This is a genomic window from Burkholderia sp. AU33803, from assembly GCF_002223095.1.
Taxonomy (GTDB): Bacteria; Pseudomonadota; Gammaproteobacteria; order Burkholderiales; family Burkholderiaceae; genus Burkholderia.
In genome coordinates, this window is the sequence record NZ_NKFJ01000004.1 from 1,493,975 (window position 1) to 1,517,423 (window position 23,449).

General features: G+C 66.0%; 18 protein-coding genes. 5 read left to right on the forward strand and 13 right to left on the reverse strand.

The window, feature by feature from the left end:
• Window positions 1-1,362, reverse strand: a complete 1,362-nt coding sequence (gene rimO / locus CFB41_RS09410) for a 30S ribosomal protein S12 methylthiotransferase RimO (protein ID WP_089456309.1) — start codon at window positions 1,360-1,362, stop codon at window positions 1-3.
• A gap of 275 nt (window positions 1,363-1,637) precedes the next feature.
• Between rimO and CFB41_RS09415 the strand changes: the two genes are divergently transcribed.
• The 3 genes from CFB41_RS09415 (at window position 1,638) to CFB41_RS09425 (ending at window position 5,201) form a co-directional block, all read left to right on the forward strand.
• Complete coding sequence (locus CFB41_RS09415) at window positions 1,638-3,080, forward strand: pitrilysin family protein (protein ID WP_256940914.1); 1,443 nt, start codon at window positions 1,638-1,640, stop codon at window positions 3,078-3,080.
• Window positions 3,080-4,426, forward strand: coding sequence for a pitrilysin family protein (locus tag CFB41_RS09420; RefSeq protein ID WP_089456310.1), 1,347 nt, complete (start codon window positions 3,080-3,082; stop codon window positions 4,424-4,426). The genes CFB41_RS09415 and CFB41_RS09420 overlap by 1 nt, the downstream gene beginning before the upstream one ends.
• 526 nt (window positions 4,427-4,952) lie before the next feature.
• Window positions 4,953-5,201, forward strand: a complete 249-nt coding sequence (locus tag CFB41_RS09425; RefSeq protein ID WP_089440216.1) for a hypothetical protein — start codon at window positions 4,953-4,955, stop codon at window positions 5,199-5,201.
• A gap of 127 nt (window positions 5,202-5,328) precedes the next feature.
• On the opposite strand, the gene CFB41_RS09430 is transcribed toward CFB41_RS09425, so the two are convergent.
• From CFB41_RS09430 to CFB41_RS09465, 7 genes are all read right to left on the reverse strand, one after another.
• A complete protein-coding gene (locus tag CFB41_RS09430) occupies window positions 5,329-6,114 on the reverse strand; it encodes a lysozyme inhibitor LprI family protein (RefSeq protein WP_256940915.1) in 786 nt (261 codons plus the stop codon).
• Window positions 6,115-6,583: 469 nt separating this feature from the next.
• Window positions 6,584-7,150 (reverse strand): polyhydroxyalkanoate synthesis repressor PhaR, encoded by a 567-nt coding sequence (gene phaR, locus CFB41_RS09440; protein ID WP_006485265.1) that lies wholly within the window; start codon window positions 7,148-7,150, stop codon window positions 6,584-6,586.
• 119 nt (window positions 7,151-7,269) lie between these two features.
• On the reverse strand, window positions 7,270-8,010 hold the full coding sequence (locus CFB41_RS09445) for a 3-ketoacyl-ACP reductase (RefSeq protein ID WP_027784565.1): 741 nt from the start codon (window positions 8,008-8,010) through the stop codon (window positions 7,270-7,272).
• A 149-nt stretch (window positions 8,011-8,159) separates the two neighbouring features.
• Window positions 8,160-9,341 carry an acetyl-CoA C-acetyltransferase gene (locus CFB41_RS09450; RefSeq protein ID WP_089456313.1) on the reverse strand — a complete coding sequence of 394 codons (1,182 nt, stop codon included), beginning with the start codon at window positions 9,339-9,341 and terminating at the stop codon, window positions 8,160-8,162.
• 99 nt (window positions 9,342-9,440) lie between these two features.
• A complete protein-coding gene (locus tag CFB41_RS09455) occupies window positions 9,441-11,306 on the reverse strand; it encodes an alpha/beta hydrolase (protein ID WP_089425550.1) in 1,866 nt (621 codons plus the stop codon).
• Between the two features lie 360 nt (window positions 11,307-11,666).
• Complete coding sequence (pgeF, locus tag CFB41_RS09460) at window positions 11,667-12,506, reverse strand: peptidoglycan editing factor PgeF (protein WP_089456615.1); 840 nt, start codon at window positions 12,504-12,506, stop codon at window positions 11,667-11,669.
• 6 nt (window positions 12,507-12,512) lie between these two features.
• Window positions 12,513-13,721 carry an RluA family pseudouridine synthase gene (locus CFB41_RS09465; RefSeq protein ID WP_089456314.1) on the reverse strand — a complete coding sequence of 403 codons (1,209 nt, stop codon included), beginning with the start codon at window positions 13,719-13,721 and terminating at the stop codon, window positions 12,513-12,515.
• A 41-nt stretch (window positions 13,722-13,762) separates the two neighbouring features.
• Between CFB41_RS09465 and CFB41_RS09470 the strand changes: the two genes are divergently transcribed.
• Window positions 13,763-14,587, forward strand: coding sequence for an outer membrane protein assembly factor BamD (locus CFB41_RS09470; RefSeq protein WP_011549700.1), 825 nt, complete (start codon window positions 13,763-13,765; stop codon window positions 14,585-14,587).
• A gap of 122 nt (window positions 14,588-14,709) precedes the next feature.
• On the opposite strand, the gene CFB41_RS09475 is transcribed toward CFB41_RS09470, so the two are convergent.
• The 3 genes from CFB41_RS09475 to CFB41_RS09485 form a co-directional block, all read right to left on the reverse strand.
• Window positions 14,710-16,959 (reverse strand): ATP-dependent DNA helicase, encoded by a 2,250-nt coding sequence (locus tag CFB41_RS09475; RefSeq protein WP_089456315.1) that lies wholly within the window; start codon window positions 16,957-16,959, stop codon window positions 14,710-14,712.
• A gap of 55 nt (window positions 16,960-17,014) precedes the next feature.
• Window positions 17,015-17,230, reverse strand: coding sequence for a YdcH family protein (locus CFB41_RS09480; protein ID WP_006478692.1), 216 nt, complete (start codon window positions 17,228-17,230; stop codon window positions 17,015-17,017).
• 76 nt (window positions 17,231-17,306) lie between these two features.
• Window positions 17,307-18,059 carry a hypothetical protein gene (locus tag CFB41_RS09485; protein ID WP_089456316.1) on the reverse strand — a complete coding sequence of 251 codons (753 nt, stop codon included), beginning with the start codon at window positions 18,057-18,059 and terminating at the stop codon, window positions 17,307-17,309.
• 160 nt (window positions 18,060-18,219) lie between these two features.
• Between CFB41_RS09485 and CFB41_RS09490 the strand changes: the two genes are divergently transcribed.
• A complete protein-coding gene (locus tag CFB41_RS09490; RefSeq protein ID WP_089456317.1) occupies window positions 18,220-20,547 on the forward strand; it encodes a Tex family protein in 2,328 nt (775 codons plus the stop codon).
• A gap of 111 nt (window positions 20,548-20,658) precedes the next feature.
• Here the strand turns inward: CFB41_RS09490 and CFB41_RS09495 are convergent, their stop codons facing one another.
• Both CFB41_RS09495 and CFB41_RS09500 read right to left on the reverse strand, forming a co-directional pair.
• The gene (locus CFB41_RS09495; protein ID WP_089456318.1) at window positions 20,659-22,575 is read right to left on the reverse strand and encodes a potassium transporter Kup; all 1,917 of its coding nucleotides are present in this window, start codon (window positions 22,573-22,575) and stop codon (window positions 20,659-20,661) included.
• 276 nt (window positions 22,576-22,851) lie between these two features.
• Entirely contained in the window at window positions 22,852-23,448 is a 597-nt protein-coding gene (locus CFB41_RS09500) for a phosphoribosyltransferase (protein ID WP_006485899.1), read from the reverse strand.
• Window position 23,449 lies beyond the last annotated feature (1 nt).

The window sequence follows — 23,449 nt, forward strand, 5'->3', positions numbered from 1 at the left end:
TTACACCTCGCCCCACAGATCGTGGCCGTCGGCGCCCGTGATCTTCACGGACACGAAATCGCCGACCTTGTAGCGCTTCGATGCCTTCGCCGCCGGCTCGACATAGACGACGCCGTCGATCTCCGGCGCATCGGCTGCCGTGCGGCCGATCCCGCCTTCCTCGCTGACTTCGTCGATCAGCACCTTGAGGGTCTTGCCGACCTTGCGCTGGATGCGGTTCGCCGACACTTCCTCGGCGACTTCCATGAAGCGCGCGCGGCGTTCCTCGCGGACTTCATCCGGCAGCGCGCCGTCGAGTTCGTTCGCGGTCGCGCCTTCGACCGGCGAATACGCAAAGCAGCCGACGCGATCGAGTTCCGCCTCGCGGATGAAGTCGAGCAGCGTTTCGAACTGCGCTTCCGTCTCGCCGGGGAAGCCCGCGATGAACGTGCTGCGAATCGTCAGGTCCGGGCAGATCTCGCGCCACTTCTGCACGCGCTCGAGCACCTTCTCGGCGTTCGCCGGACGCTTCATGCGCTTCAGCACTTCCGGGTGCGCGTGCTGGAACGGCACGTCGAGGTACGGCAGCACGTGGCCCTTGAACGGGCCTTCGGCCATCAACGGAATCACTTCGTCGACGCTCGGATACGGATACACGTAGTGCAGGCGCACCCATGCGCCATACTGCGCGGCGAGTTCGCCGAGCGCGGCGACCAGGTCGGTCATGCGCGTCTTGATCGGCTTGCCGTTCCAGAAACCCGTGCGGTACTTCACGTCGACGCCGTACGCGCTCGTGTCCTGCGAGATCACGAGCAGTTCCTTCACGCCCGACTTGAACAGGTTCTCGGCTTCCAGCATCACTTCGGCGACCGGGCGCGACACGAGGTCGCCGCGCATCGACGGGATGATGCAGAACGTGCAGCGGTGGTTGCAGCCTTCGGAGATCTTCAGGTACGCGTAGTGGCGCGGCGTGAGCTTGATGCCGGCGGCGGGCACGAGATCGGTGAACGGGTCGTGCGGCTTCGGCAGGTGCGAATGCACGGCCTGCATCACTTCGCCCACTGCGTGCGGGCCGGTGACGGCGAGCACCTTCGGGTGGACTTCCTCGATCAGGTTAGACCCGCTGGCGCTCGACTTGGCGCCGAGACAGCCGGTGACGATCACCTTGCCGTTCTCGGTCAGCGCTTCGCCGATCGCGTCGAGGCTTTCCTGCACGGCTTCGTCGATGAAGCCGCAGGTGTTCACGACGACGAGGTCGGCACCGTCGTAGGTGCCGGAGATTTCATAACCTTCGGCGCGCAGTTGCGTGATGATCTGTTCGGAGTCGACGAGCGCCTTCGGGCACCCGAGGGATACGAACCCTACTTTGGGGGATTGGGACATCTGGAATGTGGGGGCGTGGCAGCAAAAGCGTGAGTTTACAGCCATTTAGGGGTGGCGAGGCAAAACAGGCGATCGGCGGCGGCATCGATAGTCGAATTGGATGCACGACGCGGCGGCGGGCCGTCATGCGACGACTGCTCGATACGTCCCTTTCACTTTGAAATCGCGCCGTCTGTCGCTACGCGTCGACGGTCAAGCCACGTACGGCCGTCGACGAACGCATCACGGCAGCGACGCCCCCGCAACGCGCCATCGGTCAACACGCATCGAAAAGTATGAAAAACTCCACGTTCGCCGCGCTCGACGCATCGCAGTCAACTGACCGCCGAGCCGGCGCCTACACAAAAGGACGCTACATGTCAGTACGACGTTTGATATGCACCTGGCTCTCGCTGTGCCCGTTGATTGCGGGCACGGCGATGGCCCAACCCGTCGAGGTACCGGGCTTTACCCACGTGCGCTCCCTGGGCGGCATCGACGAATACCGTCTGGATGCCAACGGCCTTACCGTGCTAGCCGTGCCCGATTCCGCTGCGACGGTGGTCAGTTTCCAGGTGTTGTACCGGGTGGGTTCACGCAACGAAGCCGCGGGCACGACCGGCGACACTCACCTGCTCGAGCACCTGATGTTCAAGGGCAGCCAGCACTACAACAAGGCGCTCGGCAATGCACTGAACAGCTACATGGAGCGAGTGGGTGCGACCTTCAACGCCACCACTTCGATGGACCGCACCAACTACTTCGGCACGCTCGGGCGCGATGCGCTGGAAGGCTACATCGCGATCGAGGCCGACCGCATGCGCAACCTCCTGCTGCGCCCGGAAGACCTGGCCAGCGAGATGACGGTGGTACGCAACGAGTACGAGCGAGGCGAGAACAGTCCTTTCACCGCCTTGTTCCAGCAGGTCATGGCCACGGCTTACCAGGCGCATCCCTACCACCATCCCACCATCGGCTGGCGTAGCGACATCGAGCATGCGAGCGTGGACAAGCTGCGCCGTTTCTACGACACCTTCTACTGGCCGGACAACGCCACCGTCATCCTGGTCGGCGATTTCCGGCCGGACCAGGCGTTGGGGTGGGTCAGGCAGTATTACGGCGGCATCCCGCGCGCGCCCCAGGCCATTCCCGCCGTCACGACCGAAGAGCCGCCGCAGCAGGGGCCGCGACGGCTGGTGCTCAAACGCGCGGGCGCAACGGGCAGTCTGATCATCGCCTTCAAGGGGCCGCGCGCGCTCGACCCCGATGCGCCTGCGTTGACCGTACTGGGCCTGGTATTGAGCCAGGGCAAGAGCAGCCGGCTGTACCGCGCACTGGTCGACACGACGGTTGCCACGCAAGCCGGCGCCGGCTTCCATGCACTGCGCGATCCCGGCCCGTTCGTCGTGACGATCAGCCTGCCGCCCGACGCGAAACACGAGCAGGCCGAGAAAATCGCCTGGACCGAACTGGAGCGGATCAAGACCGAGGGCGTCACTCGCGAGGATATCCAGCGGGTGCTCGGCCCTTACCGGGCCGATCAGGTCTACCAGCGTGACGGCGTCCGCGCGACGTCCGCCCGATTGGGCAACGCGGTCTCGCAGGGCGACTGGACACGGTTCGTCACCGAGCTCGAAGAACTCGAAAAGGTGACGCCCGCCGACGTGCAGCGCGTCGCCCGCAAGTACCTCGTTGAAAACCAGAGCACCACCGGCTGGTTCGTCCCGGAGAAATCGTGATGAAGCATGTTCGTTTCAACCCTCTGCGGACGTGGCTCGTGTGGTTCGCCGTGCTGTGCCTGCCTGTTGCGGCTCAGGCAGGCATCGCCGAGCGCGTCGTGCGCGCCCAGGCCGGCAGCATCACGCTATTGACCTATTCGATGTCGCCGCAGGAAATGGTGTCCGTGACCGGGGTGATGCCCCTGGGCGATGCCGACACGGCCAGCAAGGCGGCCAATCCCGCCGTGCCGTTGCTGACGGGCATGTTGCTGCAGGAGGGCACCACCCGTCGCGACAAGGTGGCGATCTCCGCGCTGCTGGAAAGCCTGGGCGCCCAGTTGTCGTTCCAGACCGACGGCGGCTATGTCGGCATACACGGCCAAAGCCTGACCAAGGATTTGCCGACGCTGATCGACCTGATGGCCGAGCAGTTACGCCTGCCGGCCTTCAAGCCGGAAGAGCTGGCCAAGGCCAAGAGCCGGTTGGAGGCCGCGGTCCGTCACGCCGGAGAAAACCCGTCGGTTCGGGCCACCGAGGCGCTGGATCGTTCCATTTACCCCGCTGCCCACCTCAATGCACCGGTGCCGCGCGAACGGATGCTCGACGCAATCGCCGCTGCCACGCTGGACGACATCAAGGCCTTTCATCAAGCCTATTACGGGCCCGCCCACATGACGCTGGTCGTGGTCGGCGGCGCGGACCCTCGCGGCCTGCAGTCCATGGTGACCGAAGCCTTCGCGGGCTGGAGCGGGGGCCGGGCACTCGTGCGACAGGGCCCGCCACGCAAGGCAAGCCGGCCCGACACGCAGCGCATCGCCATGGGGGACAAGGAATCCGTCAGCGTGATGCTGGGTCAGGCCATCGACCTGCGCGCCAACGATGCCGACTATCTGCCCCTCAGCGCGGCTGTCAACATCCTGGGCAACGGCTTCACCGGCCGCCTGATGGCAGGGGTCCGCGACAAGGAAGGCCTGACCTATGGCATCCGCGCCGGCCTGTCCGGGCTCTCCCTGATGGACGGCGGATTCGTCATCACGAGCAGCTTCGCCCCGCCCCTGCTGGACAAGGGCGTCGCCAGCACGCGCCGGATTCTGGATGCCTGGTGGAAACAGGGCGTGACCCAAGCGGAACTGGATGCACGCAAGGACGGCATGATCGGCCGCCATCAAGTCGCGATGGAAACCACCGGGCAGATGGCCTCCATGATCGCCCAGACGGTGCTCCAGGATCGCCCGCTGAGTGACCTGGACACCTATCCCGAGCGCGTCCGAGCGTTGACCGTCGAGCAGGTCAACACCGCCATCCGCAGGTACCTGGACCCCGACAAGATGACGTTGGTGGAAGCAGGCACGTTCGCGGAGAAATAACCGCCGCCTCGCTTCGTTCCATACCCCGCCCGGCTTCGGCCGGGCCGCTGCCATCGCACGATCGTGCGCGCGCCTGCGCTTCGCAGAACGCCACCGGATGTACCTTCGCGCCGACGGTCGCAATCGACGACCGGTTTTGATCATCGGCACCGGTCGCCCAGTCCTCGCCCTGGCTGCCGATCCGTGCACGACGCTGCACATGGACCGTGCCGAAACACGCATGGGCAACGTGCGTGCCGCTCGCGTCGGTTTGAGGCGGGATGAGGGGCTGTCGGCTTACCGTCAACGCCATGTGCGGCAAGATGCGTGGCCACTTCCCGAACGACGAGGCGGCGATCAAGCTGCTCTGGCTGCACAATGTGCCGGCCAGGACCGTGCGGTCCGCCTTCGACTGGAAATCGGCGAAGTGACGGGGATCCACGCGCACGCGTCGCTTCCCGACAATTCCGCCGGAACCGCCCCGTCGCTATGCGAAAATCGCAGCGTCCACGCTCTTCCCTCTCTTCCATTACCCAACGGGGTTCGCATGACCACCCACATCACGATCGAATTCACCGAACACGCAGCCGAAACCATCGGCGAGCAAACCAGCACCAGCTTCTCGTACGACCAGGGCGCGCACGTGCCGCAACCGGGCGACTTCGTCGAGCTCGAGAATTCGCGACAGACGTTCCTCGTGATCGGCCGCGTGTTTTCGCTCAAGGCGAACTACTGCGCGGTCAAGCTCGTGCTCGATCTGCCGCCGCACGACGACGAGCAGGGATTCCCGGCATAAGACAAGCCGGGCCGGTAACGTCGGCCATTGCGCACGCCCGGCCCGCCGCGTATTGAACCGCCCACCACGCGCGCGTAAAAAAGCCCGCCGAAGCGGGCCCACACAACGGACCAATCCCATCCGGCGCTCACGGAAACTTCGCGGCCGTCAGGCACCGCTCGAACCACAAAGCATCGTCTCCATCGCCGATCGGCCACATTTCCGCATCGAGTTGCGGCAGCCCGGCTACCGGCGCTGACGCGCGGTTATCCCCGCCGGAAGCCCCCACACGCGTCCACGCCGATTGCGCGCCACCGGTGTCGCACGCACTCCCATGGGCCTGCGCTTCGCAGTACGCAACGGGTCGCACCTTCGCGCCATCGGCCGTGCTCACCGACCGGTACTGATAGACCGCCCCGGTCGCCCAGTCCTCGCTCTGGCTGCAGACCCGCGCGCGATGCTGCACATGGACCGCGCCGAAACATGCGTAGGAAACGTGCGCGCCAGTTGCATCGTCGGGAATGAAGTCGCAGTTTGCATCGAAACCGGTAAGGGGGCCGCCCGTGTATTTCGCGAGCCACTGGCGCTCGGCCTGCGCACGCGCGATCAACCCTTTGTTCGATTGATCGGCCAGTACGGCGGTGCGCCGATCGATTGCCTTGCGCACTTCGTCGACGGCGAGCGCACGACCTTCGTAATCGGCGTCGAGACGATTGTTGCGCGCGCTGATCCAGCGGCGCTGGCTGCGCACCAGCATGTCGCGGATCGCCGTGTCCGGTGCGGCCTTCAGCGCACCCGCGTACGCCGAACTCATCCGCGAGTCGGCTGCGCGCAGGATGGAGCTCGCGCAGATGCGCTTCTCGAGCGACTGCACGGCTTTCGCGCAATCCATCGCAAAGGCAGGCACCACCACGCCAACGCCCAGCATGAACATCGAAGCTAAACCAGCCAGCCGGTCGGCTGGTGCCACTCGAATCCCACGCATGCTTTCTCTCAGTCGGTTTTTTCTTGGTCGCATTGCCTCGATGCGGCGTCGCGCATCACGGCCTGTCCTGCCCGGGCGGCGTCATTGCATTTCGCCGAACGCAGCTTCCACGCCACACCGCGCGGCGCCGCTCATGGTACGCGTGCGTGCACGAACGCGCACCATCAGGCACGACACGCCCCGGTGTTCCTTCGCAAGTGACGGGATCTCGATCGACTGAACAACGTCCGCGCACGCCCGAACCCGGCATGCGCATTCGGTGCCGACGGTCATGAACGACCGTCGGCAAGAGGATCCGGCAGGCGGCGGCCGCACACATCGTCGCGCCCGAATGCACGATCAGCCGACCCGCGCCGCGCTGCTTCGCGGCACCGACGCCCGACGGGTTGCCCGCCGCGGTCGGCCTGCCGCGAAACCGTTACTTCTTTTCCGGCTCCGACGCGCCCGGCTGCTTGAACGGGAACGTGCTGAACATCGACTTCGCCTGGTTCTGCATCTGCTCCTGCATCTGCACGAACATGTTCTTCGACTGCTCGATGTAGCTGGTCATCATCCCTTGCATCATCGGCGCCTGCATGTTCATGAACTGCGACCAGACTTCCGGATTCATCGCATTGCCTTCGTACAGGTTCTTCGACTGATCCGCGAGCTTGTTCTGGATGTCGATGAACGCCTGGATGTTCTTTTCCAGGTACGTGCCCATCATGCCCTGCATCGCATGCCCGTAGAAACGGATGATCTGCGACAGCATCGACGACGAGAACATCGGCACGCCGCCGCTTTCCTCTTCGAGGATGATCTGCAGGAGGATGCTGCGCGTCAGGTCTTCGTTGGATTTCGCATCGACGACCTTGAAGTCCTCCTGCTCCAGCACGAGTTGCTTCACGTCGGTCAGCGTAATGTACGTGCTTGTCTCGGTATCGTAGAGCCGACGGTTCGGGTACTTCTTGATGAGCCGTTCGGCCGTCTTCTTTGTAGTAGTCATGTAACGCCTTTGAGTGCAGCGTAGCGGAAGTGACGAATCCCCGCCGCCCGAATACGGGAGGCGGGGGCCTTCGGAAAACGCCCGGCTGCGCGGCCACCCGGCCCGCGCAGCGCGGACGCTCAGCCCATGTGCAGGCCGCCGTTCAGCGAGAAGTCTGCGCCCGTCGCGAAACCGGAATCGTTCGACGCGAGCCACGCGACGATCGAACCGATTTCCTCCGGCCCGCCGAGACGCCGCACCGGGATCGTCGCGACGATCTTCTCGAGCACGTCCGGGCGAATCGCCTTCACCATGTCGGTGCCGATGTAGCCCGGCGAGACGGTGTTGACCGTCACGCCCTTCGTCGCGACTTCCTGGGCGAGCGACATCGTGAAGCCATGGATACCGGCCTTCGCGGTCGAGTAGTTGGTCTGGCCGAACTGCCCTTTCTGGCCGTTCACCGACGAAATGTTGATGATCCGGCCCCAGCCGCGTTCGACCATTCCGTCGATCACCTGCTTCGTCACGTTGAACAGGCTCGTCAGGTTGGTGTCGATCACGGCGGTCCAGTCTTCGTGCGTCATCTTGCGGAACACGACATCGCGCGTGATGCCCGCGTTGTTGACCAGCACGTCGATCTCGCCGACTTCGGCCTTGACCTTGTCGAACGCTTCCTTGGTCGAGTCCCAGTCGCCGACGTTGCCTTCCGACGCGATGAAATCGTACCCGAGCGCCTTCTGCTCCTCGAGCCATTTCACCCGGCGCGGCGAGTTCGGGCCGCAACCTGCGACCACCTTGAAGCCGTCTTTCGACAGGCGCTGGCAGATGCTGGTGCCGATGCCGCCCATCCCGCCCGTTACGTACGCAATTCGCTGAGACATAAATCTCACTCCATTTTTTGGTTTCGAGAGCTGCCGGAGGCCCCCTCTGACTTCACGTGACGCCGGCCGAAGCCGCAATCGGCCGGCACACGAATTCGGTTCGCTGGTCGCGAATGGCCGCTTGAGAACAGCCGCCTGCGGAGGGCCGCTTACGGACGCTCGACCGCGAGCGCGACCCCCATCCCGCCACCGATGCACAGCGACGCCAGCCCGCGCTTCGCATCGCGCTTGGCCATCTCGTGCAGCAGCGTCACCAGGATCCGGCAGCCCGACGCGCCGATCGGGTGGCCGATCGCGATCGCCCCGCCGTTCACGTTCACCTTCGACGTGTCCCAGCCCATCTGCTTGTGCACCGCCAGCGCCTGCGCCGCGAACGCCTCGTTGATCTCCATCAGGTCCAGGTCGCCCGGCGTCCAGCCCGCGCGCTCCAGGCAGCGGCGCGATGCCGGCACCGGGCCCATCCCCATCACGCTCGGATCCACGCCCGCGTTCGCGTACGCCTTGATCCGCGCCAGCGGCGTCAGGCCGAGTGCCGCCGCCTTCTGCGCCGACATCACCAGCACCGCCGCCGCGCCGTCGTTCAGCCCCGACGCGTTCGCCGCCGTCACCGAGCCGTCCTTCGAGAACGCCGGCTTCAGCCCCGCCAGCGACTCCGCCGTCACGCCGTGACGCACGAATTCGTCGGTGGCGAACTGCAGCGGCTCGCCCTTGCGTTGCGGAATCGCCACCGGCACGATTTCATCGTCTAAGCGGCCGGCCTTCTGCGCGGCTTCCGCCTTGTTCTGCGACAACGCCGCGAACGCGTCCTGCTCCTCGCGCGTGATCCCGTACTCCTTCGCGACGTTCTCCGCCGTGATGCCCATGTGGTACTGGTTGTACACGTCCCACAGGCCGTCGACGATCATCGTGTCGACCAGCTTCGCGTCGCCCATCCGGAACCCGTCGCGCGAGCCCGGCAGCACGTGCGGCGACGCGCTCATGTTCTCCTGGCCGCCCGCGATCACGATCTCGGCATCACCCGCGACGATCGCGTTCGCCGCCAGCATCACGGCCTTCAGGCCGGAGCCGCACACCTTGTTGATCGTCATCCCCGGCACTGCCGTCGGCAGCCCGGCCTTGATCAGCGACTGCCGCGCCGGGTTCTGCCCGGAACCGGCCGTCAGCACCTGGCCCATGATCACTTCGCTGACCTGCTCGGGCTTCACGCCCGCACGCTCCAGCACCGCGCGGATCACCGTCGCGCCCAGCTCGGGCGCCGCAATCTTCGCAAGCGAACCGCCGAATTTGCCGACCGCGGTCCGCGCGGCCGATACGATCACTACGTCCGTCATTTCCCTTTCCTCCAGGCCCGCACGACACGGCGCATCGCTACCGGCCCTGTTAAAAAAACTGCGGTGCACCGGACAGCCTGCGCCGCTGTCCGGTTTTCGTCAATCGCGCTGCAATACGTAGCGGCCCGGCGCCGGTTCGATCACCGGGAACTGCGCGGTACCGGGCTGGGCGGGCGGCTCCACCTTGCGGCCGCCGTACTGGTCGAGCCATTCGACCCAGGTCGTCCACCAGCTGCCCGGGTGCTCGGTTGCACCGGCGAACCAGTCGTCCGCCGATTCGGGCAGGTCGCTGTCGTTGACCCAGTAGCTGCGCTTCTTCTTCGCCGGCGGATTGATCACGCCCGCGATGTGCCCCGACGCGCCGAGCACGAACTTCAGCGGGCCCGACAGGATCGACGTCGACGCATAGGCCGTCTGCCACGGCACGATGTGATCCTCGCGCGAACCGTAGATGAAGGTCGGCACGTCGATCAGCGTCAGGTCCACCGACTCGCCGCACACGGTCAACGCGCCCGGCTCGCGCAGCTTGTTCTCGAGATAGGTATTGCGCAGGTACCACGCGTACATCGGGCCCGGCAGGCTCGTCGAATCGCTGTTCCAGTACAGCAGGTCGAACGGCGCCGGCGTGCGGCCCTTCAGGTAGTTGTCGACGACGTAGTTCCACACGAGGTCGTTCGGACGCAGGAACGAGAACGTGTTCGCGAATTCGACGCCGCGCATCAGCCCCGGCTGCGTGCCGTTCTTGCCGCCGATGGTCTGCTCGCGCATCTGCACGTGCGCCTCGTCGACGAACACGTCGAGAATGCCGGTATCGGTGAAGTCGAGCATCGCGGTGAGCAGCGTCATCGACGCGGCCGGATGTTCGCCGCGCGCGGCAAGCACCGCGAGCGCGGTCGCGAGCATCGTGCCGCCGACGCAGAAGCCGAGCGTGTTGATCTGCTCGCGGCCGCTGACCTGCTGCACGGCGTCGATCGCCGCGAGCAGCCCTTCGTTCATGTAGTCGTCCCACGTCTTGTGCGCGACCGATGCGTCCGCGTTGCGCCACGACACGAGGAACACCTGATGGCCGTTCGACAGCGCATGCGCGACGAGCGAATTCTCGGGCTGCAGGTCGAGGATGTAGAACTTGTTGATGCAAGGCGGCACGATCAGCAGCGGCCGCTCGAACACCTTGTCCGTCTTCGGCGTGTACTGGATCAGCTGGATCAGGTCGTTCTCGTAGACGACCGCACCTTCAGTACACCCGAGGTTCTTGCCGACCACGAATTGCGATTCGTCGGTCTGCGAAATCTTGCCGCGCTGCATGTCGCCGAGCAGGTTCATCATCCCTTGCCGCAGACTTTCGCCCTGCGTTTCGAGGATCGATTTCTGTGCGTCGGGATTGAGTGCGAGGAAGTTGCTCGGCGCGGCTGCGGCCGTCCATTGCTGGACCGTGAAACGAATGCGCTCGCGCGTCTTCGGATCGGTCTGCAGCGCATCGGCCAGTTCCTGCAGATAGCGCGCGTTGAGCAGATACCAGGCCGCCGCGAACGCATGCGCCGGCGACGCCTTCCACGCGTCGCCGCTGAAACGGCGGTCCTTCAGCTCGGGCGACTCCAGCTTCGCCGCGGCGGCCTGCTGCATCAGCGCCATGCAATCGCGCGCGTAGTCGGCCTGCAGCGCCTGCAGCCGCTCGGGCGGAATCGCGGCGGCCGGCAGCTTCAACCCGGCGAACGGCGACGCCATCGCGCCGAAATCGGGCATCGACGGCATCTGGAACGGGAACGATGTCGGAAACTGGAATGTGGCGAACGGATTCACGGTGGCCGACGCAGTCGCGGCGCGTGCCGGATCCGCAAAACCGCGCCACGCGTTCAACCACGACTCGAACATCTGCTGCATCGGCTGGGCGGCCGGATCGAAACCAATGCTGCCCGGGGAAGTGCCCGCCTGAGCGGACGTCGACGATTTTTTCGATGCTGTCATTACCTGCCTTACCGGTGATTCGTGAGCGTCTATCGTGAAATCCTGCTCGCGCGCGGCATGCCGGCTGCGAGCCGGGCCGTCATGCTCTGGAGAGGCGTCTCCAGATTCTGCCGCAGTGCGGTATTTTTATCATTATCGTTTTCCCCATGTGAAGCGCCATGTCAACCCACTGAACATTTCCGTACGGAGATAATCCTCGCACAACAGACGGGACAAGGGTTCCGGCGAAACATAAAACATTTTGGTTGACTTGACTTCGGGATTTTCCATTCAATCGCGCATGCAGCGCGGCATCGCGGCCGAAATATCGAGATAACCCGATTTTGCGGCGCAATAAACTCCACGCGCATGCGCATTCCGTCAATCGGCCAGCCAGATCGCTGCTGCCATGCGGCCCGTCACGCGATCGCGCCGGTAAGAATAGAAGCGTGCCTGTTCGGTGACCGTGCAAGCCGTTCCGCCGCTCACGTGCACAACGCCCGCACGCGCGAGACGCAGGCGCGCAAGCGCATAGAGATCGGCAAGAAATTTGCCCGGCGCGCCCTCGATCGCGACGAACGCAAGCCGGGTTTCATCATGCTCCGACTGCGGGGCCGTGTCGAGAAACGCGTCACGCACGTCGGCGCCCACCTCGAACGCCTGCGGGCCGATCGCCGGCCCGAGGTACGCGTGAAGCGCGTCCATCGCACCGCCCGCGAGTGCCGCGACACACGCCGCGGTCTGCTCGACGATGCCGGCCGCCAGCCCGCGCCAGCCCGCATGGGCGGCGCCGACCGCACGACCCTGCGTGTCGCACAGCAGCACGGGCAGGCAATCCGCGACCATCACGACGCAGACGGCACCCGCGCGGTCGGTGACGCTCGCGTCGGCCTGCACCGGCGCCGTCGCCATCGGCGCCGCCGCGATCACCTCGTCCGCGCGCACGATCTGCGCGCCGTGAACCTGCTCGAGCCACGCAGCGCTCGACTGGCCCGCCAGCGCCAGCAAGCGTGCGCGATTCCCTGCCACATGGGCCGGGTCGTCACCGGTATGCAGACCGAGATTCATCCCGCCCGGCAGCGCGTCGCCGCGCTGCCAGCGCCCGTACGGGCCTTCGCTCACCCCGCCGTCGCGCGTCGTGATCAGCGCGCGCACGCGCGGCGACACCTGCCAGTCGGGCTGTACGCAGTCCTGCCACGTCAGCGGCGCCAGGTTCGTCATCGGCACTCACTCCTCCTCATCGTCCATGTCCGGCTCGTCGTCCTGATACTCGCCGCCGAAATCGTCATCGTCGTAGACACCGTCATCGTCGTCGAATTCCTCGTCGCCCTGCCCGAAGCCGAGCGCCGCGACGAGTGTGTTCATGTCGTCCGGCAGCGGGCAGCGCCATTGCATCGCCTTGCCAGTGACCGGATGCACGAGGCCGAGTCGCCATGCATGCAGCGCCTGACGCGCGAACCCGTCCGGCAGCGGCGTGACCGAACGCTTGCCGCGCGCACGACCGTACACGGGATCGCCGAGCAGCGGATGCCCGACGTGCGCGCAGTGCACGCGGATCTGGTGCGTGCGACCGGTCTCGAGATCGCACTGGATCGCCGAAACCGGCTGACGTTGCCACAGGCATGTGTCAACCGTGCGGAAATGCGTGCGCGCGGGCTTGCCCGATGCGCCCGTGACGACGGCCATGCGCGTGCGTTCGCGCGGATCGCGGCCGATCGGCGCGTCGATCGTGCCGTCCTCGGGCATCGTGCCCCACACGAGCGCAAAATAACGGCGCTTCACCGTGCGGGCCTGCAGCTGGCGCACGAGATCCGTCTGCGCGGCCAGCGTGCGCGCCACCACCATCAGGCCCGACGTTTCCTTGTCGAGCCGGTGGACGATCCCGGCGCGCGGCAGGCCGGCCGCCGCGTCGCCATAGCGATGCAGCAGCCCGTTGAGGATCGTGCCGCTCCAGTTGCCGGCGGCCGGATGCACGACGAGGCCGGCCGGCTTGTTGATGACGACGAGCGCGTCGTCCTCGTAGATCACGTCGAGCGGCACCGGCTCCGGCGTAAAGGCGAGTTGCTCGGGGAGCAGGTCGGGCACGAGCTCGATCTTCGCGCCGAGCGGCACCGGCTGGCGGATCTTCGCCGGCGCGCCGTCGACGAGCACGCGCTGCGCCTCGATCCAGCTCTGCAGGCGGCTGCGCGAGAATTCGGGGAACAGTTGGGCGAGCGCCTTGTCGAGGCGCTCACCCGCGAGCGACATCGGCACTTCGACGACGCGCGGCGCTTCATCGACCGCCGCGGACGGCACGACGGGCGGCTGCATTACGTCACCGGTCAGATCGTCATCGAGGGAATCCCCCGAGGCAGCGTCGGCGGGCCGATCGCTTGGGCTATAATCTTCGCGATTTGGTGTGCCCGGCTGGGCATTCTGCGAACTTGAACGGGTCATTTAGACTGGGTCACCGAGACTTGAAGCTAGGACATGCGAGCATGATGAATTCGACCAAACGCACGGCCAGAACCGTCGCCGCCCGGGCTGCGGCGGTAGCGGCCGCGGCCCTCATCGCCGGCTGCCACGGCTTGCCGCAGAAGCAGGACGAGACGGCTACCTGGTCGAACAACAAATTATACTCAGAGGCCCAGGACGCACTGTCCGGCGGCGACTGGGGCAAGTGCGCGAAATATTTCGAATCGCTGCAAGGTCGCGATCCGTTCGGCCATTTCGCGCAGCAGGCGCAGATCAACGTTGCATACTGCAACTGGAAGGATAACGAAGCGGCCGCCGCCGACCAGGCCGTCGATCGCTTCATCCAGCTCCACCCCGATCATCCGGATATTCCGTACGCGTACTACCTGAAGGGGATGATCCACTTCAACGACGATCTCGGCCTGTTCGGCCGCTTCTCCGGCCAGGACATGAGCGAGCGCGATCCGCAGGCACTGCGTGAATCGTACGATGCGTTCAAGGTCGTCGTCGACCGCTTCCCGAAGAGCAAGTACGCGCCCGACGCCGCCGCGCGGATGCGCTATATCGTGAACGCGCTCGCATCGCACGAAGTGCATGCGGCCGACTACTACTACCGGCGCGGCGCCTACGTCGCGGCCATCAACCGTGCGCAGCTCGCGATCAAGGACTACAAGGGCGCCCCGGCGATCGAGGACGCACTGCACATCATGATCCTGTCGTACGGCAAGCTGAACCAGCCGGAACTCGCCGAGGACACGAAGCGCGTGCTCGCCGGCACGTTCCCCGACAGCCCGTACGTCACGGGCCACTCGCGCCCCGGCGCGAAGAAGTCGTGGTGGCAGTTCTGACGACAGCACCGTGCGGCACGCGCCGCACCAACAAAAAACCCGGCCATCGAGCCGGGTTTTTTTTGGGCGCCGCACTCAGGCGGCGCCGGTGCAATCGCGCGCCGATCGCCGCGCGCACCCCGTCACGTGCGTTTTGCCGAACGGTGCTCGTCGAAGAAGTCCTGGACGACCGCGATCTCGCGGGTCCGCTTGAACGGCGGCAGGCTCTGCCAGATCCGGCGCCCGTAGGGCTTGTCGACGAGCCGCGTGTCGCAGATCATCAGCACGCCGCGATCCGTCTCCGCACGAATCAGCCGGCCCGCGCCCTGCTTCAGCGTGATCACAGCCTGCGGCAACTGGTGCACGGCGAACGGGCTCAGCCCCTTCTTCGTCAGCGCGTCGAGGCGCGCGGCCAGCACCGGATCGTCCGGCGGCGCGAACGGTAGCTTGTCGATCACGACGAGCGACAGCGCGTCACCGCGCACGTCGACGCCTTCCCAGAAACTCTGGCTGCCGACCAGGATCGCGTTGCCATACGCACGGAAACGGTCGAGCAGTTCGGTGCGGCTTGCATCGCCCTGCACGAGCAGCGGCGTGTTCCAGCCGCGCGATTCGATCACGTCGCGCAGCTTCGACGCGATCCGGTCGACCGCGCGCAGCGTCGTGCACAGCATGAACACGCCGCCGCCGGACGCCTCGATCGCCGGCAGCGCGGCGTCGAAGACGGCATCGGTAAACGCCGGCGAAGACGGTTGCGGCAGGTTGCGCGGCACGTACAGCAACCCTTGCGACTGATAGTCGAACGGGCTTGCGAGCGTCATCGAGCGACGCGAGCTGAGGCCCATTTGCGCCGCATAGTGCGTGAAGTCGCCGCGCACCGACAGCGTGGCCGACGTGAACACCCAGGCGCGCGGCACGCCCGCGCGCTGCTTGGCAAAGATCGGCGCGACCGACAGCGGCGTTTCGTGCAGCTGGACCGTATGCGCGAACACTTCGACCCAGCGTACCTTCTCGTTCGGATCGCCGTCGGATGCCGCCTTGTCGCCGGCCGCCGTTGCGTCGGCCTTCGCCGCCGCTTCCGTCGCGCCGGGTGCGACCCAGCCGGCCAGCAGGTCCTGCAGTTCGCGGGCGCGCCGCAGGCACGCGCCGAGCGATTCCGCCCGTTCCGCCTGGCTGGCGAGCGCCGACGCCAGCGCGTCGAGCGCAGCCTCGAGCGCGTCGAGCGCACCGAACATCGGGTGATCGTCGCCGAGCTGGGCGAGCGACATGCGGACGATCTGGTCGTTGGCGAACGCCAGGCGCAAGTCGCGCGCCGCACGCTCGAGATCGCCGCCGAGCTTCACCCACTCGACCGCGTCGCGTGCATGGCTCAGGCCCTCCGCCACCGTGTCGCGGGCGAGCTCGAGAATCTGCGTCGTCGACAGCGTTTCGCCGAAGAACAACGTCGCCGTTTCCGGCAACTGGTGCGCTTCGTCGAAGATGACCGTGTTCGCGTTCGGCAGCAGCTCGGCCATCCCCGTATCGCGCAGCATGATGTCCGCGAAGAACAGGTGGTGGTTGACGACGACGATGTCGGCCTGCTGCGCCTCGCGCCGCGCCTGCATCACGAAGCAATCCTTGTAATGCGGGCACTCCTGGCCGAGGCAGTTGTCGCGCGTCGACGTGACCATCGACCACACGGGCGCCGTTTCCGGCACGCTCGCGAGCTCGGCCTTGTCGCCGCTCTTGGTGATCTTCGCGAAGCGGACGATTTCCTGCAGATAGGCCGTATCCTGCCGCGACGGCAACCGGCCGTTGTCGGCCGTGCGTTGCAGGTAGTAATGGCACAGGTAGTTGGCCCGGCCCTTCAGCATCGCGACCGACACCGGTACCGCCAGTGCGTTGCGCACGGTCGGGATGTCGCGCGCGAACAATTGATCCTGCAGGTGTTTCGTGCCGGTCGACACGATCACCTTGCCGCCCCACAGCATCGCGGGCACGAGGTATGCATAGGTCTTGCCGGTACCCGTACCGGCCTCGACGATCAGCGTGTTGTCGCCGGCATCGCCGTCGACTTCGGCTGCCGCGGCGGCGTCCGCGCCCGTTTCGGCCGCCTTGTCGCCGTCGCCGAGGCGACGCGCCGGCCGCTTGCGGGTTTCGAAGATCTCGGGTTCGGGCATCCGGCGCGCGGACGCTTCCATCGCGGACGCGACGGCGCGCGCCATCTCGATCTGCGACTGTCGCGGCCGGTAGCCGTCGAGCGCACGCGCCAGCAATCCGCCTTCGCCGAAGATCGTGTCGAGTTCGTCGACGCGCTTGCGGCTCAGCTCAAAGGTGCCTTCGGGCGCACGAGCGCGCCCGGCGGGCGACACGTCGCGCCGGGCATCGGGGGTGGCTTCAAGCGGTGAATTCAAGGCAAGCGTTCCTGTGTCCAGCGCCCGGGCGGCGCCGGCGCTTGCCAGGCCGCGCTCAGGCGCGCTTATCCGGTTCCAGCTGCGATTGCAGCAAAATGATTTTGTCCTTGGCCGCCAGCTTTTCCTTCTTCAGCCGGTGCAGCGTGATGTCGTCGATGTCGGAGTGCCCTTCCTTCAGCTCGATCTCCCGAGCGAGCTGCTGGTGCTGCTCCTGCAATGCAGCCAAACGGTTGTGCAATTCCTGCTGCTGTTCCGTGTGACGGTTTTGCATACTTGCCTCCTCATCGAAGCAGCGCGCCGACTGGCGTGCCAGCGCGCCCGAGACTGATCCCGATCAATCCAACACGTTACTGCCCCTGCTGTTGCTTCTGCTGCGCCTTCTCGGCCGCTTCCTTCTGACGCTGCTCGACATCGGCCTTGTGCTGCTCGGCTTCCTTCTGCTTCTGCACGTAGCGCGCGGCGTTGTCCGCCCGCTCCTGCGCCTTCTGCGCGGCCTGCTGATGCGCCTGGTCGAGCTTGCGCTGGAAGTCGCCCTGCTTCTGGTCGTATGCCTGCTTGTTCGCCGCGCGCTGCGGCCCTTCCGCGCCACGCTGCGCCTGCTTCAACGCATTCTGCTCCTGCTTGTCGCGGAACGCAGCCGCGTTTGCCGCATCGTTCGCCGCGCGCTGCGGTGCTTCCGCCGCGTTTTGCGCCGCCTTCAGCGCCTGCTGCTGGTCGCGCTGCTGCGCACGCACCGCCCGCTGCTCGTCGTTGAGCGCGAGTTGCTCCTGGCGAATGCTCGCCCGCTCGTCGCGCATCTGTTCACGTGCCTTGCCGAGACAGTGATTGACGAAGAACTTGCTGTAGCAATCGTGCTCGGCCACCGCATAACGATAATCGTTTTCTGCGGAGCGTTGATTGAGCACTTTTTGACGGGCGTCGAAATCCGGTGCGGCGGTGGCCGTCACGGGCGCAGCCGCGGCGGCGGCCGGCACGGTGGCGTCCGACGCTTGCGCGAACGCGCCGGAAGGCCCGGCAGACAAAGCCGCGGCGAGCGCTGCGCCGAGCGCGACGAGAGAAATTCGGGAAGTTGGCAACGTCGTAGGAAAGCTGCGGGACATGTGTCAAATTCTATCACCCCCGGCTGGGCGCTCCGCCATTTATGGCAAAATGCCCCGCTTCACTCACCCGCGGCATCCGGCCCGTCGGGCCCGCCACGCAGCCCGCCGCTTCGGGCCTGCCGGCCCCCGCCGCGATTTCAGCAGGCAGATCATCCACGACATGACGGAAACCGTAGCACTCAAGATCGTACAGCGCATCGCCACCGAACTGTCCGTCCAGCCGCGCCAGGTCGCGGCGGCCGTGCAACTCCTCGACGAAGGCTCGACCGTTCCGTTCATTGCCCGGTACCGCAAGGAAGTGACCGGCAACCTGGACGACACGCAGTTGCGCCAGCTCGAGGAACGCCTCCTGTATCTGCGCGAACTCGAGGATCGCCGTGCGTCGATCCTGTCGAGCATCGACGAACAGGGCAAGCTGACCGACGAACTGCGCGCCGCGATCGACGCGGCCGACAGCAAGCAGGTGCTCGAAGACCTTTATCTGCCGTACAAGCCGAAGCGCCGCACGCGTGCGCAGATCGCCCGCGAAGCCGGCCTCGAGCCGCTCGCCCAGGCGCTCCTCGCGAACCCGCTGCTCGACCCGCAGGCCGAGGCAGCCGCGTATGTCGACGCCGAGAAGGGCGTGGCCGACGTGAAGGCCGCGCTCGACGGCGCGCGCGACATCCTGTCCGAACAGTTCGGCGAGACGGCCGAACTGCTCGGCAAGCTGCGCGACTACCTGCACAACCAGGGTGTGGTGTCGTCGGCCGTCGTCGAGGGCAAGGAAAACGAGGAAGGCGAGAAATTCCGCGACTATTACGACTACGCGGAAACGATCAAGACCGTGCCGTCGCACCGCGCCCTCGCGCTGTTCCGCGGCCGCAACGCGGGCGTGCTGACGATCAAGCTCGGCCTCGGCGAAGAACTCGACGCGCAGGTGCCGCATCCCGGCGAGGCGATGATCGCGCGCCATTTCGGCATCGCGAACCAGAACCGCCCGGCCGACAAGTGGCTGTCCGACGTATGCCGCTGGTGCTGGCGCGTGAAGGTGCAGCCGCACATCGAGAACGAGCTGCTCACGCAATTGCGCGAAACGGCCGAAACGGAAGCGATCCGCGTGTTCGCGCGCAACCTGAACGACCTGCTGCTGGCCGCGCCGGCCGGCCCGAAGGCCGTGATCGGTCTCGACCCCGGCCTGCGCACGGGCGTGAAGGTCGCGGTCGTCGACCGCACCGGCAAGGTGCTCGCGACCGATACGATCTACCCGCACGAGCCGCGCCGCGACTGGGATGGTTCGATCGCGAAACTCGCACGCATCGCCGCACAGACGCAGGCCGAGCTGATCAGCATCGGCAACGGCACGGCGTCACGTGAAACCGACAAGCTCGCGGGCGAACTGATCGCGAAGCACCCGGAGCTGCGCCTGCAGAAGATCGTCGTGTCGGAAGCCGGCGCTTCGGTCTATTCGGCGTCCGAGCTGGCCGCGAAGGAATTCCCCGAGCTTGACGTGTCGCTGCGCGGCGCCGTCTCGATTGCACGTCGCCTGCAGGATCCGCTCGCCGAGCTCGTGAAGATCGAGCCGAAGGCCATCGGCGTCGGCCAGTACCAGCACGACGTGAACCAGCGCGAACTCGCCCGCTCGCTCGACGCGGTCGTCGAGGACTGCGTGAACGCGGTCGGCGTCGACGCGAACACCGCGTCGGCCCCGCTGCTCGCCCGCGTATCGGGTCTGAACGCGACGCTCGCGCGCAACATCGTCGACTACCGCGATGCGAACGGCCCGTTCCCGTCGCGCGAGCACCTGCGCAAGGTGCCCCGCCTCGGCGACAAGACCTTCGAACAGGCCGCCGGCTTCCTGCGCATCAACGGCGGCGAGAATCCGCTCGACCGCTCGTCGGTGCACCCGGAAGCGTATCCGGTCGTCGAGCGGATGCTCGCGAAGATCAACAAGCGCATCGACGACGTGCTCGGCAACCGCGAAGCACTGTCGGGCCTGTCCCCGACGGAATTTGTTGACGAACGTTTCGGCCTGCCGACCGTGCGCGACATCCTGTCCGAACTGGAGAAGCCGGGCCGCGATCCGCGCCCCGAATTCAAGACCGCGACGTTCCGCGAAGGCGTCGAAAAAGTGTCGGATCTCGTGCCCGGCATGACGCTCGAAGGCGTCGTGACGAACGTCGCCGCGTTCGGCGCGTTCGTGGACATCGGCGTCCACCAGGACGGCCTCGTCCACGTATCCGCGATGTCGACCAAGTTCATCAAGGATCCGCACGAAGTCGTGAAGGCCGGCCAGGTCGTCAAGGTGAAGGTGCTCGACGTCGACGTGAAGCGCCAGCGCATTGCGCTGACGATGCGCCTCGACGACGATGCGGCGGCACCCGGCATGTCGTCGCGCGGCAGCCAGGATCGCGGCAACGCGGGCCGCGGCGCGGCCCGCCCGCAGCAGCGTTCGCGCGAGCCGGAACCGGCAGGCGCGATGGCCGCGGCATTCGCGAAGCTGAAGCGCTGAGCACCCGCAAGCGCTTTCGCGACAGACAAAAAAGCCCGCCGAAAGGCGGGCTTTTTTACGACTTCGGCAAACACGGCGCGCGGCCGGACGGCCCGCGCGCCATACGTTGCGTCAGATCTCGATCTTCGTCCCGAGTTCGACCACGCGGTTCGCGGGGATCGAGAAGAAGTCGGTCGGCTTCGCGGCATTCTGGTGCATCCAGGCGAACACGCGCTCGCGCCAGATCGACATCCCGGGCAGATGCGTCGGCACGACCGTCTCGCGCGCGAGGAAGAACGACGTATCCATCAGCTCGAACGTCATGTCGTGCGTGCGGCCGAATTCCTCGAGCACGGCCTTCACGTCCGGCGTCTCGTTGAAGCCGTACTCGGCCTTGACGATATACAGCCCGCCGCCCGCATCACGCGAGGACTGACGCTTGTCGTCGCGCACGTAAGGAAAGTCGCGCGTGACGAACGTGAGGAAAATGGTGCGCTCGTGCAGCACCTTGTTGTGCTTCAGGTTGTGCAGCAGGCTCACGGGCACGAGCTTGTCGTTGCCGGTCAGGTAGATCGCGGTACCCGACACGCGATGCGGCGGATGCGCGAGCAGCCCCTGCAGGAACGGCTCGAGCGGAATACCGTCGGCCGCCGTGCGCTCCTTGACGATGTGACGCCCCTTGTACCAGGTCATCAGCAGGAAGAACAGCAGCGCGCCGATGCCGAGCGGCAGCCAGCCGCCCTGCGCGACCTTCAGCAGGTTCGCGCCGAAGAAGCCGAGGTCGACCGCGAGAAACACCGCGATGATCGCGCCGACCAGCAGCCGGTTCCAGTTCCACACCTTCACCATCACGACTGCGGCGAGCACGGTCGTGATCACCATCGTCGCCGTCACCGCGATACCGTACGCGGCCGCGAGGTTGTCGGAGCTCTTGAAGCCGACGACGATGCAGAGGATCACGAACAGCAGCAGCCAGTTCACGACCGGCACGTAGATCTGGCCGATCGCGAGCTCCGACGTATGCAGCACCTTCATGCGCGGCACGTAGCCGAGCTGGATGGCCTGCGACGTCAGCGAATACGCGCCCGAGATCACCGCCTGCGACGCGATCACGGTCGCGACCGTCGACAGCACGACGAGCGGCAGCAGCCCCCATTCGGGCGCCAGCAGGAAGAACGGGTTTTCGATCGCCTTCGGGTTCTGGATCAGCAGCGCGCCCTGGCCGAAGTAGTTCAGCACCAGCGACGGCATCACGAGCCCGTAGGCGGCGATGCGGATCGGCTTCGCGCCGAAGTGCCCCATGTCCGCGTAGAGCGCTTCCGCACCGGTCAGCACCAGCACGACCGAGCCGAGCACGACGTACGCCTGCAGCAGGTGATCGGCCATGAACGACGCCGCGTAATACGGGTTGATGGCGGCCATGATGCCCGGCACGCGCACGATGTGGTACACGCCGAGCGCCGCGATCACGACGAACCACAGCACCATGATCGGGCCGAACAGCTTGCCGACCAGTGCGGTACCGTGACGCTGGATCCAGAACAGCGCGATCAGGATCACGATCGTGATCGGCAGCACGAGATGGGACAGGTGCGGCGTCGCGATTTCGAGGCCTTCGACCGCCGACATCACCGAGATCGCCGGCGTGATCACCGCGTCCCCGTAGAACATGCACGCGCCGAAGATCCCGAGCGCCATCAGCGCGCCCGCGACGCGGGTCTTCGAGTCGAGCGGCCGCAACGACAGCGCCATCAGCGCGAGCACGCCGCCTTCGCCGTTGTTGTCCGCCCGCATCACGAACAGCAGATACTTGATGCCGACCACCAGGATGATTGCCCAGAACAGCAGCGAGATCACGCCGAGAATCGATCCTTCGGTGAGCGGAATGCCGTGTGCGGGGCTGAACGCCTCCTTGAGCGAATACAGCGGGCTGGTGCCGATGTCGCCGAACACGACGCCGATGGCTGCTATCGCTAGCGCCCGCATCGAGTGTTGTTGCGTCGAATGCGGCGCGTGTGCTGCGTCGGTCGCGTGGATCGTGTCGTTCATATGAAGCGTAATAATCGGGTCCGGGTCGGACAAAACGAGCGCTATTCTACTCGCGCCCCCGTGAAACGCCGCCCTGCTCTGTTGCCTTGTCACCACGTGATCCACGCTGCGCATGCAATCCGGCGCGAGCTGTGGCAGGGCTGCCAATCATAGCCGGGGCAGCGCGGTCTGCCTACCGGATCCACGGTACACGCGGCGCCGGCGCGTATGGCGCCCCAACGAAAAACGGCGCCGCAAGCGGCGCCGTACAAGGCTTTCCTTCGATTGGCCGGCCGCTTACGCGCCCGAGCCGTCGCGCTGTGCGCGACCGCGCTTGATCCACGCCTCGAGGTTGTGCGGGCGAACCGTGTCCCACTCCTCGAACGGCTGATGAATCCACGGATTCGTCGGCAGGAACTGCGTGTGATAGTCGGGCTTGACCTTCGAGCAACCCTTGTACCAGAGCACGGCCGAGCGCACGGCCGTCACCGACGGATAGCGCTCCTTCAGGTGCTCCTGCACGCGCGCAAGCGTGACGCCCGAATCGACGAGATCGTCGACCAGCAGCACGTTGCCCGCCAGGTTGCCGCGCGTCATCGTGATGTACTGCGCGATATCGAGTTCGCCCTGCTCCGTGCCGGCCGCTTCGCGGTACGAACTCGTCGCGAGGATCGCGAGCGGCACGTCGTAGATGCGCGACAGTTGATCGCCGACGCGCAGGCCACCGCGCGCGAGGCACAGGATCTGGTCGAACTTCCAGCCCGATGCGTGCACCTGGAGCGCGAGCAGTTCGATGAGACGGTGATACTCGTCCCAGCCTACCCACAGGTTCTTGTCGTCGTTGCGCGGATCGGTCATCAAGTCTGCCGCCGTCATCGTGATTTGCTGCGTCATC

Bases quoted from the DNA above. Each gene is read 5' to 3' on its own strand.
- rimO (WP_089456309.1), bottom strand. From the start codon at position 1,362: ATGTCCCAATCCCCCAAAGTAGGGTTCGTATCCCTCGGGTGCCCGAAG.
- pgeF (WP_089456615.1), bottom strand. From the start codon at position 12,506: ATGACGAACCTGGCGCCGCTGACGTGGCAGGACTGCGTACAGCCCGAC.
- CFB41_RS09500 (WP_006485899.1), bottom strand. From the start codon at position 23,448: ATGACGCAGCAAATCACGATGACGGCGGCAGACTTGATGACCGATCCG.
- CFB41_RS09425 (WP_089440216.1), top strand. From the start codon at position 4,953: ATGACCACCCACATCACGATCGAATTCACCGAACACGCAGCCGAAACC.
- CFB41_RS09450 (WP_089456313.1), bottom strand. From the start codon at position 9,341: ATGACGGACGTAGTGATCGTATCGGCCGCGCGGACCGCGGTCGGCAAA.
- CFB41_RS09455 (WP_089425550.1), bottom strand. From the start codon at position 11,306: ATGACAGCATCGAAAAAATCGTCGACGTCCGCTCAGGCGGGCACTTCC.
- CFB41_RS09420 (WP_089456310.1), top strand. From the start codon at position 3,080: ATGAAGCATGTTCGTTTCAACCCTCTGCGGACGTGGCTCGTGTGGTTC.
- CFB41_RS09470 (WP_011549700.1), top strand. From the start codon at position 13,763: ATGATGAATTCGACCAAACGCACGGCCAGAACCGTCGCCGCCCGGGCT.
- CFB41_RS09485 (WP_089456316.1), bottom strand. From the start codon at position 18,059: ATGTCCCGCAGCTTTCCTACGACGTTGCCAACTTCCCGAATTTCTCTC.
- CFB41_RS09445 (WP_027784565.1), bottom strand. From the start codon at position 8,010: ATGTCTCAGCGAATTGCGTACGTAACGGGCGGGATGGGCGGCATCGGC.
- CFB41_RS09465 (WP_089456314.1), bottom strand. From the start codon at position 13,721: ATGACCCGTTCAAGTTCGCAGAATGCCCAGCCGGGCACACCAAATCGC.
- CFB41_RS09490 (WP_089456317.1), top strand. From the start codon at position 18,220: ATGACGGAAACCGTAGCACTCAAGATCGTACAGCGCATCGCCACCGAA.
- CFB41_RS09415 (WP_256940914.1), top strand. From the start codon at position 1,638: ATGAAAAACTCCACGTTCGCCGCGCTCGACGCATCGCAGTCAACTGAC.
- CFB41_RS09480 (WP_006478692.1), bottom strand. From the start codon at position 17,230: ATGCAAAACCGTCACACGGAACAGCAGCAGGAATTGCACAACCGTTTG.
- CFB41_RS09495 (WP_089456318.1), bottom strand. From the start codon at position 22,575: ATGAACGACACGATCCACGCGACCGACGCAGCACACGCGCCGCATTCG.
- phaR (WP_006485265.1), bottom strand. From the start codon at position 7,150: ATGACTACTACAAAGAAGACGGCCGAACGGCTCATCAAGAAGTACCCG.
- CFB41_RS09430 (WP_256940915.1), bottom strand. From the start codon at position 6,114: ATGTTCATGCTGGGCGTTGGCGTGGTGGTGCCTGCCTTTGCGATGGAT.